This is a genomic window from Corallococcus llansteffanensis (genome assembly GCF_003612055.1).
Taxonomy (GTDB): Bacteria; Myxococcota; Myxococcia; order Myxococcales; family Myxococcaceae; genus Corallococcus; species Corallococcus llansteffanensis.
The window spans coordinates 1-6,247 of the sequence record NZ_RAWB01000579.1 but is presented as its reverse complement, the minus strand read 5'-3'; the positions used below and the strand labels follow the sequence as shown (position 1 = coordinate 6,247).

4 protein-coding genes are annotated in these 6,247 nt (G+C 69.6%); all 4 read left to right on the top strand.

Annotated elements, in window-relative coordinates; genetic code table 11:
* The first annotated feature begins 100 nt into the window (after positions 1–100).
* Positions 101–937 carry an MBL fold metallo-hydrolase gene (locus D7V93_RS35585; RefSeq protein ID WP_120647594.1) on the top strand — a complete coding sequence of 279 codons (837 nt, stop codon included), beginning with the start codon at positions 101–103 and terminating at the stop codon, positions 935–937.
* The gene (locus tag D7V93_RS35580; protein WP_120647593.1) at positions 934–2,532 is read left to right on the top strand and encodes a sigma-54-dependent Fis family transcriptional regulator; all 1,599 of its coding nucleotides are present in this window, start codon (positions 934–936) and stop codon (positions 2,530–2,532) included. The genes D7V93_RS35585 and D7V93_RS35580 overlap by 4 nt, the downstream gene beginning before the upstream one ends.
* Before the next feature lie 208 nt (positions 2,533–2,740).
* The gene (locus tag D7V93_RS35575; protein WP_120647592.1) at positions 2,741–4,165 is read left to right on the top strand and encodes a sugar porter family MFS transporter; all 1,425 of its coding nucleotides are present in this window, start codon (positions 2,741–2,743) and stop codon (positions 4,163–4,165) included.
* Positions 4,166–4,313: 148 nt separating this feature from the next.
* A complete protein-coding gene (locus D7V93_RS35570) occupies positions 4,314–6,098 on the top strand; it encodes a DUF4215 domain-containing protein (protein WP_120647591.1) in 1,785 nt (594 codons plus the stop codon).
* The last annotated feature ends 149 nt before the right edge of the window (positions 6,099–6,247 follow it).

Sequence of the window (6,247 nt, the reverse complement as noted above, 5' to 3'; positions counted from 1 at the left end):
CCCCCAGTGATTCCAGCCCCTTGGCCCTGGCATCGGACGTGCTCTGTCCCCCTCGTGTCAGGGCGCCCCCCAGGGTGCCGGGAGCATCAGGAGGAACATCATGGAAATCCGGTTCTTCGGGGTTCGTGGCAGCATCGCGGTGTCGGGCTCACGCATCGGTGGCAACACGGCGTGCGTGGAGGTGACGAGCCAGGGCGAGCGGCTGATCCTCGACGCGGGCACGGGCATCCGCACCCTGGGCGAGGTGATGATGCGCGAGGGCGCGCCCCAGAAGGCGACGATGTTCTTCTCGCACCTGCACTGGGACCACGTGCAGGGCTTCCCCTTCTTCACGCCCGCGTACCTGCCCACCACGTCGCTGACGCTGTACGGCCCGGGAGCCAACGGCGCGCAGGCGCTGGAGTCCACGCTGTCGCAGCAGATGCGTCCGCCGCAGTTCCCGGTGCCGCTGTCCACCATGCGCTCGAAGATGACGTTCGGCGCCGCGCTGCACGGCCACACGGTGGAGGTGGGCCCGTTCAAGGTGACGCCCATCGACGTGCCGCACCCGGACGGCTGCATGGCGTATCGGGTCGAGGCGGACGGGCACTCGTTCGTCTACGCGACGGACGTGGAGTTGCCGGAGCGCCTCACGTCGGACGTGGCGCGCCACTTCGAGGGCGCGGACGCGCTGTGCCTGGACGCGCAGTACACGCCCGACGAGTACGAGGGGAAGAAGGGCATGTCCAAGAAGGGCTGGGGCCACTCGACGATGATGGACGCGGCCAAGGTGGCCAAGGACCTGCACGCCGGGCGCCTCTTCCTCTTCCACCATGATCCGGCGCACGCGGACGACCTGCTGGAGGACATGGCGCAGCAGGCGCGCGGCCTGTTCCCCTTCACGGAGCCCGCGCGCGAGGGCCAGCGCATGCTCCTGGGCCGCGCGGCGGGCGCATGAACCTCCCGAGCCCCGAGCCCTGCGCTACAGTGCCGGGCAATCCCTTCACGCTGCCGCCGCTGCCCGCCGCCATGCCCCCGTCCCCGCCGGATGTCACGCAGGTCCTGCTCCCGTTCGGCGCACTCGTCGGGCGCGAGGTGGACCTGGATGCCTTCCTCCAGACGCTCGTGGACCGCATCGCCATCACCCTGCAGGCGGACCGCGGCACGCTGTGGTTGTTGGACCCGGCGCGCGGTGAGCTGTTCAGCCGCGCGGCGCACCTGCCGGAGGTCGCGCAGATCCGCGTGAAGCTGGGCCAGGGCGTGGCGGGCTACGTGGCGCAGTCCGGTGAGCCCGTGCACGTACCGGATCCGCGCGGCGAGCGCCGCTTCTTCGCGGACATCGACCGGATGACGGGCTACCGCACCATCAGCCTCGCCGCGGTGCCGCTGCGCGACGCGGCTGGCGCCGTGTACGGCGTGCTCCAGGTGCTCAACCGCCGGGGCGGCGGGCCCTTCACCGAGGACGACACCCAGCAGCTCACCGCCATCGCGGCCCAGGTGAGCACCGCCCTCCAGACCACGAGCCTCTACCAGGAGCTCCAGCGGGCGAAGGATCAGCCGCAGGCCCCGGTGGGCTACTTCTTCAACCGCATCATCGGCGAGGCCCCGCCCCTCAAGGCCCTCTACCGCCTGGTGCAGAAGGCCGCGCCCACGGACGCCACGGTGCTGCTGCGCGGCGAGAGCGGCTGCGGCAAGGAACTCTTCGCGCGCGCCATCCACGTCAACGGCCCCCGGCGCGACAAGCCCTTCGTGAAGGTGGACTGCGCGGCCCTGCCCGCATCGCTCATCGAGAACGAGCTGTTCGGCCACGAGAAGGGCGCCTTCACCGGCGCCGACCACCGCGTGCCCGGCAAGTTCGAGGCGGCCGACGGCGGCACGGTCTTCATCGACGAGTTGGGGGAGCTACCCCAGGCCGTGCAGGGCAAGCTGCTGCGCGTGCTGCAGGATCGCGAGTTCGAGCGCGTGGGCGGCACGCAGCCCGTCAAGGTGGACGTGCGCATCGTCGCCGCCACCCACCGGGACCTGCCCCGCATGGTGGCGGAGGGGAAGTTCCGCGAGGATCTCTACTACCGCATCAAGGTCGTGGAGCTGCTGCTGCCCCCGCTGCGCGAGCGCGGCGCGGAGGACATCGAGCGGCTCGCGCGCCACTTCATCGCCACCGCTGCCCGGCGCCACCGCCTGCCACCGCCCCGCCTGAGCGTCGCGGCCCTGGAGCGCCTCAAGCGCTACCGCTGGCCCGGCAACGTGCGCGAGCTGGAGAACTGCATCGAGAGCGCCGTCGTGCTGTCGGAGGGGGAGATCCTGGAGGAGCACCTGCCCCTGCCCTCGCTCGACCGCGCGCCGTCTGCCGCGATGCCCCTGTCTCCGGAGGCCCCGGTCGCCAGGGCCGCGAGCGATGCCCTGCTGCCGCTGGCCGAGGTGGAGCGCCAGCACATCCTGCGCGTGCTGGAGGCGGTGAAGGGCAACCGCACCGCGGCGGCGCGGACGCTGGAGATCGGCCGCAACACGCTGGCCCGCAAGCTCAAGGAGTACGGCCTTGGGGACGAGGGCTGAGGGGGCGTCCCCCGCTCCCGGCCCCACTCCGTTCCCCCCACAGGCAGGCAGTGCAGCGGTGCGGCGCCCGAGGGTGCCCTCGGGCAGGGGCGAAGGCCACCTATGCAGAGGGCCGTTGTGCAAGACGCGAGTGCCAGACACCGGGAGGCATTGACCGCTGCTCCCCTGAGTCCCCGCGCAGGACGTGCCCCTTGGGAAGGAGCACGTCATGGCGGATGTCCTGGATGCCCCTGCTGGCAGGCGGCCCACCGCGAAGCCGGAGACCCATGCCGGCCGGATCATCATCATCTCCGTGGTGGCCGCGATCGGCGGCTTCCTCTTCGGCTTCGACACGGCCGTCATCAACGGCACCGTCGGCGCCCTTCAGGCGGAGTTCGCCGCGAGCAACTGGGCGCTGGGCCTGGCGGTGTCGTCCGCGTTGATCGGCTCGGCGATTGGCGCCTTCTCCGTGGGACACATCGCGGATCGCGTTGGCCGCACGCGCTCGATGATCGTCGCCTCCGTCATGTTCACCCTCAGCGCCCTGGGTTCCGGGTTCGCGTTCTCGCTGTGGGACCTGAGCTTCTGGCGGCTGGTGGGCGGCCTGGGCGTGGGTGCCGCGAGCGTCGTCGTGCCCGCGTACATCGCGGAGATCGCCCCGGCGCACCTGCGCGGGCGGCTCGCGTCGCTGCAACAGCTGGCCATCGTGGTGGGCATCTTCATGGCCCTGATGGGGGACTTCGCCATCGCGTGGGCGACGGGCTCGGCCTCCAATCCGGGCTTGTTCGGCATCACCGGGTGGCGCTGGATGTTCTTCAGCGGCCTGCCGCCCGCCCTCCTCTACGGCCTGGGCGCGCTCTTCATCCCCGAGTCCCCCCGCTACCTGGTGGCCAAGGGCCGTGAGCAGGAGGCCCTCACCGTCCTGTACGACATCGAGGGAGACACCGCGCCCACCAAGGTCGTGGAGATCCGCAACTCGCTGCGCGCCCACTACACGCCACGCCTTGCGGACCTGAAGGGCGGCCGGTTCGGCCTCCAGCCCATCGTGTGGATCGGCATCGTGCTCGCGATGCTCCAGCAGTTCGTGGGCATCAACGTCATCTTCTACTACTCCAGCGTCCTCTGGCAGGCGGTGGGCTTCTCCGAGCAGGACTCGCTGATCATCACCGTCATCACCAGCGTCACCAACATCGTCACCACCATCGTCGCCATCGTCTTCGTGGACAAGGTGGGCCGCAAGCCACTGCTCATCATCGGCTCCGTCGGCATGGCGCTCACGCTGGGCCTGCTGGCGTACCTCTTCGGCACCGCGCCCCTGGACGCCGCGGGCAGGCCCGCGTTGCAGGGCGCCGCCGGCACGACTGCGCTCATCGCCGCCAACCTCTACGTCGTCTTCTTCGGCTTCTCGTGGGGCCCCGTCGTCTGGGTGCTGCTGGGCGAGATGTTCCCCAACCGCATCCGCGCGCTCGCGCTGTCCGTCGCGGCCATGGCGCAGTGGCTGGCCAACTTCCTGGTGTCGGCCACCTTCCCACCGCTCCGGGCCCTCGGGCTCGGCTGGGCCTACGGCCTGTATGCCGCCGCCGCCGTGTTCTCCCTCTTCTTCGCCGTCCGCTACATCAAGGAAACCAAGGGACGCGAACTGGAGTCCATGTAGCGCTGGAGCCCTTGAGACGCAGGGGAAGGTCTCCAAGCCCGCACACCCGTACAGGTGTACGGGTTTTCTCCAGCTTCACTCGCCGCCTGGGTACAAAGGCACCTGATCTATTTGACACCCGGGGGTACGGGCTTCCAGCATCCGTTTCATGCTGAAACATTCCCCCTCTCGATTTCGTTTCACGGGCCTCGTGCTCGCCTCCCTGCTGCTCACGCTGACGGCCTGCCCTGGCGACGACAGCCCGGACGAAGATGGTGGCACCACCGTCACGGACGGAGGCCCGGATGCAGGCCCCGACGAAGGTCCCGCCGTCTGTGCCGATGGAAAGAAGCACTCCACCGAAGCCTGTGACGACAGCAACACCGTGAGCGGTGACGGCTGCAAGAACGACTGCACCGAGGTGGAGGTCGGCTTCGAGTGTCCGACCCCGGGCGAGAAGTGCGTGGTCGGGACGGCGTGCGGCAACGGCGTCGTGGAGCCGGGCGACCCGGCCGCCGGGAAGCCACCCGAGGTGTGCGACGACCGCAACAAGGTGAGCGGCGACGGCTGCTCCGCGGACTGCAAGACCGTTGAGTCGGGCTGGTCCTGCCCGTTCCAGGGTCAGCGCTGCAGGGCGGCGCAGTGCGGTGACACCATCGTCGCCGGCGAAGAGGAGTGCGAGGACGGCAACGTCGCCAAGGGCGATGGCTGCAGCGACGTCTGCCGGCTGGAGCCGGGCTACAAGTGCGAGCCGGGCAAGCCGTGCGCCAAGACGAACTGCGGCGACGGCGTCAAGGAAGGCACCGAGCAGTGCGACGACGGCAACCACGACATGGGCGACGGCTGCTCGGTCCTGTGCGTGCTGGAGCCCCGGTGCGTGAACGGCACCTGCGAGGCCCGCTGCGGCGACGGCGTCATCCTCCCGGGTGACACCACCGAGCAGTGCGATGACGGGAACGTCCGCTCCAACGACGGCTGCTCCTCCACCTGCAAGCTGGAGGATGGCTTCGCGTGCACCCGCATCACCCAGTCCCCGCCGTCCACGGTGGAGATCCCCGTCGTGTACCGCGACTTCCGCGGCAAGGGTCAGCCCGTCGGTGGCTCCTACCCCGCCACCGTCCACCCGGACTTCGACGACGCCAACGGCACGGAGACGGGCATCGTGGCCGCGACGCTCGGCTCGGACGGCAAGCCCGTGTACGCCAAGGACGGCGTCGCCTCCACCACCACCCACGGCAAGGTGGCCTTCGATCAGTGGTACCGGGACCAGCCCACGGCGAGCAGGATCAACGTCACCGAGGTCGGCACGCTGAAGCTGGACAAGCAGGGCGACGGTTCCTACCTGTTCAACGACCAGACCTTCTTCCCGCTCGACGCCAGCGGCTGGGTGGGCCTGGGCATGGAGAACCTGCTCAACGACAACAACAGCATCAAGCGCAACTTCAGCTTCACCAGCGAGACGCGCTACTGGTTCGAGTTCAAGGGCACGGAGACGCTGACGTTCCTCGGTGACGACGACGTGTGGGTGTTCATCAACCGCAAGCTCGCCCTGGACCTGGGCGGCGTGCACGGCGCCACGTCCGGGACGGTGTCCCTGGCGAATGCCGCCACCGTCTCCAACCTGGGCCTGGTGAAGGGCAAGATCTACGAGGTCGTCGTGTTCCAGGCGGAGCGCCACACGTCCCAGTCCTCGTACAAGCTGACCCTGAACAACTTCGAGACCCAGCGCACCGAGTGCAAGTCCACCTGCGGCAACGGCAACGTTGACGTGGGCGAGCAGTGCGACAAGGGCAACCTCAACGGGCCGGGCTACAACAAGTGCAGCCTGACCTGCATCTGGAACGCCCGCTGCGGCGACGGCGTCACCCAGTTCGACTTCGGTGAGACCTGCGACGACGCCAACACCAACGACAACGACACCTGCCGCAACAGCTGCCAGGTGAACATCGGCTGAGGTCGTTGCGCCGGGGCCCTCTAGAGGGTCCGGGCGAGCATGAACACGGCGGCCAGGGACAGCGCCCCGGCCGCCGCGAAGTGCCTCCAGGCCCGGCGGGACAGCACCCCGCCGGTGCCCAGGGCCTCGCCCCCCAGCACCACCAGCGC